The 732-nt window shown below is 59.4% G+C and carries 2 protein-coding genes; both read right to left on the reverse strand.

Translation table 11 applies throughout. The annotated features are described in order from the left end of the window. Positions 1–133: 133 nt before the first annotated feature. On the reverse strand, positions 134–268 hold the full coding sequence (locus tag EN906_RS38870) for a hypothetical protein (protein WP_281060485.1): 135 nt from the start codon (positions 266–268) through the stop codon (positions 134–136). A gap of 273 nt (positions 269–541) precedes the next feature. Beyond that, positions 542–732: hypothetical protein (locus EN906_RS36095; RefSeq protein ID WP_164777705.1), on the reverse strand; the 191-nt coding region annotated here is incomplete at its 5' end.

Consider the following 732-nt stretch of genomic DNA (forward strand, 5'->3'; position numbering starts at 1 on the left):
TGAGACAGTTTTTTTTTTTAAAGAAGAAGACGGCATACGATATTAGTCGAAGGGGAGGGGGATGGGAGAGGGGTATAAGAGAAAGGTCGAGGGCCGGCTGGTCGAATATCTCGACAAGACGTTCGAACGTCACTTAACAGAGAAGTGAAGGGGCGGTCTCTCGAGGCTCCCTGTTGAGGGCCTCGACAATGTCGGCGACGTGATCGTTGGCTAGGATACGGGCAATCGCGACGGCTTCGTCGCTTGCCACTGTGGTAATTTCGTTCATGGCTCACTCCTTGCCGTCCGGCAGGACATGAACCATGTGAGGTCACGTCAGGGCGGACGGCTGTTGCGTTCGACTGTGACTGTCGCCAGGCATGGCGCGGTGACCTTTCCGCTTGCGGGTTCGCGTTTTTACTATCTGCAAGCGGGCGCAACATAGGAGCGCGCCTTGCCGTGTCAATCGCGGTGAGGAGGGAAAATGCCGACGAGCGGCCAAGATCGCGAGACTGTGATCGCCGACCCCCGTTCGCCTCGGCAGACCGGGGTGGAATAGCCGTTATTTCTGCTTCAGCCGGCGCGAGAAGCGCAGCCACTTGTCTTCGACCGGCCTTGGGACCGGCCTTGGCTGCACGAGAATGGTGGTGAGCTCGGCGGGCAGGGTCGGAACCAGCGGCTTCTTGGTGGCGACGCCGTCGGCGATCGCGACGATGCTGTGATAGAATTCGCTGCCGGTCATCGATCTCGGCG

The sequence above is a fragment of the Mesorhizobium sp. M7A.F.Ca.CA.004.06.1.1 genome (genome assembly GCF_003999135.1).
Classification (GTDB): Bacteria; Pseudomonadota; Alphaproteobacteria; order Rhizobiales; family Rhizobiaceae; genus Mesorhizobium.

What these genes read in the sequence shown, in the direction of transcription:
- EN906_RS38870 (WP_281060485.1), bottom strand. Translation starts at nt 268, where the DNA reads ATGAACGAAATTACCACAGTGGCAAGCGACGAAGCCGTCGCGATTGCC.